The organism is Escherichia sp. S10b, assembly GCF_028421345.1.
Taxonomy (GTDB): domain Bacteria; phylum Pseudomonadota; class Gammaproteobacteria; order Enterobacterales; family Enterobacteriaceae; genus ECMA0423.
Genome location: NZ_JAHZSO010000009.1, coordinates 1 through 4,073 on the forward strand (window position 1 = coordinate 1; position 4,073 = coordinate 4,073).

Sequence of the window (4,073 nt, forward strand, 5' to 3'; positions counted from 1 at the left end):
GAACATCGACGAACATAACACGATGTTAAACAAAACAAAATATTGTTCACATTCACTGTGACCAACCGCGATCATGTCTCCTCTCGGTGGTGTGTGTTCGTGCATCTTCCTCGCGCTGCCATTCCTCCCAGGTACGATTAAAACCCAGCGAGCGGAACAGATGATCCGGCTGTTTTTCTGGTGTGTTGACGGCAGCAAAAAGCGGTGCCTCACGGGTTTTCAGATGAAACTGCATCAGTTCTGGTGCAGGTGATATGTGGCTGTCTGCATCGTGATTTACGGCAACACCATACCCTGCATACCGTAACCCCTTATCGGTCAGCGCACTGATGACCAGATGCCTGTTATCGGCTGAGGGAACGGCAAACGCGGGATACAGCGTACCATTAAGCCGGATAACACCGCCCAGAGAGTCATCCACGCCCATGACCAGCAAAAGCTGAAGCTGGCGGGTTTCCCGGTCGACAGAACTCATGACCGGCATCAGCGTCGGTGGCAGACGTCCCTGCATAAAATCCACCTTCCTTGCCGCTGGTGATGGCATGGCTGGCTGGCGGTCTTCTCCAAGACAGAAAGACTCCGGCCATGTCTTCGGCTGGCGGAGATTGCGGGTATGTTGCGGCCATGTCTGGCAAACCTGCGTCAGCAGTTGCTCAAAGGTTGCAGAGGAATAAACACGTTGCAGTGGCGGACGTTGGCCGATTTCGCTTCGGTCACAGATATAACCACTCCTGTCACGCATTAAATCAACACTCTCAAAGATTCTGGTGCGGTATTTCTCCAGCTCGTTCCCCCAGAGCGTATATTCTCCGTTCCGGTTGTGAAGCAGAAGGTAACAGGTCATTTCCCCGTTACCAGGCATGGGAGCCTCGCCATACCCCGTAACGACTGCTCTCAGCACCCCTGAATCCATAACGGCATTGTCATTTTTCCTGAGCTGCTCCGCGCGACTACGTTCAGTATCTTCCTGTTCCTTCCGGCGCAATTCCTCTTCACGTTTAAGCAACTGGGCTCTGAGAGCTGCAAGGCCGGATTCCCCCCACTGCTGCCACTGTTTTTCAAATGCCATCTGACTCGCGGGAATGTCCTGTTTCTCCACCTTCCGGTAATGCTGTCGTAATTTTTCCATTTGCTGGCTCAGAGACTGGATTTTTCCCTGCTCACTACGGTATTCCGGTGCCGCCCATTGCATCAGGGGAATACGGGAAAAACCGGACGAAAACGGCGATGATTTTTTCAGGCTGGCAGCATGGCTCATCGCTTCCTTTCGTTCGGTGTTCAGCTCTTCCCAGCGTCTGCGCGTCGCCTGCATATCTGCCATCATCGACATGGCATTACTGGTGAGTTTCCATGCCGAGTTACTGTCCTTCGGCAACGCTTCGATAATGTCACGTAGTGTGTACGAAGTTGCGTTGTCAGGAAGCCCGATATTCAGAAGGTCAGCCACACGGCGGGCAGGCTCTGTCAGCCCTCCGTTCCTGAGTTCGGTGCGGGAAATCTGTATTTCCAGGTTAAGCCTGTTAATCAGACGATTCTGTTCGCCGCGTTCTGTTTCGATACCGCGTGTTTCCATCGCACAGGCAGACTTTCCGAGGTGAATACCAGGCGTTTTCTCAAGCCCCTGTCGCTCGTATGAACGATGGTCTATCTCTTCCTGATAACCGGCGTTCGCCAGTGCCCTGTTTGCATGGTCAGCCCATGATGCCCGCCACGTCTCGGCATGTGTCCGGTCGTTCCAGTCCCTGACCTTTCCGCTGAACCCAGCAGGTCCGATAGCCCTCGTGGTCAGCATGATGTGCGCATGGGGATTTGTTTTATCCATGTGATGGAACGCCACATCAGCAATCATGCCCTGACTGACAAAGTTTTCTCTGACAAAGGCGAGAACGGTTTCCCGTGCGGCATCCTGCGGCAGTTCGTGGGGGATGGCGAGTTCAATTTCCCGCGCAAGTTGTGAGTTCTTCCGGCGTTCGGCCTTCTCAACGGCATTCCAGAGTTCGGCACGGTTCGTACACCAGGCAGGGGCGGTGGCGGGGGTCAGAATCACAGCCTCAGCCACACCGCTTTTGCGGGTGTAGTCGTAAGTCAGTCCGGTACGCTCATCAAGCATCAGTGAACCGGAACGATAGGCAGCGGAAGCTACGGCGCTGTAGCCGCTGCTTCTTGGAGATAATTTTCATGCTGAGATGATAAATCGCCATTTCTGCCGTAATGCCTTTTTGTAGTTTTCTTTCAGCCCCGCAGGGCGCACACAATCGAAACGGAGTGGAGATTGTATAAGTGCGCACTTCGTGATTTGCCGTGCATTATGCCAGCTCAGTTTTTAAACTACCAGTGACGCGCTAAAATGCGATTTTTCATCGCGCACGGAGTTACATCATGAGCAGAACGCTCGAACAGAAGATTGCTGATGCTGAGGCGAGATTACAGCGCCTGAAGGCGAAGAGCCGGAGCCTGGACACAGCGCAGAAGGTTGTTGTGGGTGCAGCATTGCTGGCAAAGGTCAGAAAGCCGGAGGAGGTGCAGTTGCGTGCCTGGTTACTCCAGTTCCTGAAGGCAGAGGTGACACGACAGGCTGATGTGACGCGCATACTGCCGCTGATTAACGAGCTGGAGGCGCTGCCAGAACAGTGATTGTATCGTCCGCTCGCCGCAGCCCCAGCGACCGAGCGTTAGCGAGCGAGTGGGCGAGGAAGCGGAAGTGAATCAGTCGCCAGGTTGAGCACATACGCACGGTTTTTCGGCAGGTGATATGCGCTGAACCCGCATGAATACTGGGTTTCCACAGGGTTGGAGGGGGTGTATTCGAAACTTGCAATTCTGCTTTATTGCAACGCATTGTTTTTATTGGTTTTTTGTTTTCAGCACCCCAAGTTATCCACAGGCTCGCCGTTAAGTTTTTAAGATCTTATTTTTAGATCTTTTTTTTTAAAACCTTTTTAGGTCTTGTAACACCATGATTTTAAAGATGTTCTGGCAAGATAAGTGGAGCTTTTGGGGGTGAAAGGTGGAGCTTTTGGGGGTGAAAGGTGGAGCTTTTGGGGGTGAAAGGTGGAGCTTTTGGGGGTGTAATCCACAGAAAAAGGGGGTTGCAAAAAAAAAACTTCCACCCATATGATAAGTGGCGTACAGTAAAAAAACGCCACCAATAGCAACGAGCAAGCGAAATGTCAGATCTGATAGCTTACAAATCAAACGCCCTTATCGAGGCAAGCTACAAGCTCACTTTGCAGGAACAGCGCTTCCTGCTGGTCTGTATCAGCCGCCTAAAATCCGGAGAAGATTCCCCTTCGCCGGATGAACAAAAAACCATGACCATCACGGCTGCAGAGTTTCATGATGCCTTTCCTGACATGGGACGGCAGCACGCTGAAGCTAGGCTCAAGGAAGCGATAGATCGCCTCTGGGACAGGTCAGTAATCATCAAGAACGAGGAAAAACGAGAAGAGTTCCGCTGGGTGCAGTACCGGGCGCAGTATTTCAAAGGTGAGGCGAAAGTAGATATCACCTTCTCCGATGCCATCATGCCGTATCTGACACAGCTCAAGGGGCAGTTTACGCGGGTAGTCGTGAAGAACGTCTCCAGCCTTTCCAGCACCTACAGCATCCGCATTTACGAGCTGCTCCAGCAGTTCCGCAGCACCGGTGACAGAACGATAGCTATCGATGATTTCCGAACCATGCTTGCCGTTGAAGATAAATATCAACAATTCAAAGACTTGAATAAGATGATAATCAAGCCAGCCATCGCCGAACTGAACGAAAAAAGCGATCTGGTTGTAACTGTTGAGACGATCAAAAAGGGGCGCACGGTTGTAGCCCTGCATTTTCGCTTCAAGGAAGACAAACAGATCAAGATGACGATCTAAAATCGATTTTAAGGCACCTAAAACGCTCCCTGCTGCGTTTTTTTTGTGTTAGTAGTGCGAAGGTACTATTGAAGTGAAAAATTGCGTCAAAAACGCTCTGATGCAGCGAAAAAAGACCCCCCAATTTTTGGGGGCGGAAAAACAAAACTATGCTTGCGTTATGTGAGTGTGCTTCTTGCATTCATCCCTGTCGATGAACATCGA

Annotated in this window: 2 protein-coding genes and 1 pseudogene; 2 read left to right on the forward strand and 1 reads right to left on the reverse strand. The window is 51.4% G+C overall.

What is annotated here, in order from left to right; translation table 11 throughout:
* Window positions 1-52: 52 nt before the first annotated feature.
* Window positions 53-2,201 (reverse strand): annotated as a pseudogene (gene mobQ / locus FTE26_RS00765) (MobQ family relaxase).
* A gap of 178 nt (window positions 2,202-2,379) precedes the next feature.
* On the opposite strand from mobQ, the gene mobC reads away from it, so the two are divergent.
* Both mobC and FTE26_RS00775 read left to right on the forward strand, forming a co-directional pair.
* The gene (gene mobC / locus FTE26_RS00770) at window positions 2,380-2,634 is read left to right on the forward strand and encodes a relaxase accessory protein MobC (RefSeq protein WP_000091746.1); all 255 of its coding nucleotides are present in this window, start codon (window positions 2,380-2,382) and stop codon (window positions 2,632-2,634) included.
* Between the two features lie 533 nt (window positions 2,635-3,167).
* Window positions 3,168-3,869: a replication initiation protein gene (locus FTE26_RS00775; RefSeq protein WP_001281395.1), complete on the forward strand. Its 702-nt coding sequence runs from the start codon at window positions 3,168-3,170 to the stop codon at window positions 3,867-3,869.
* Window positions 3,870-4,073 lie beyond the last annotated feature (204 nt).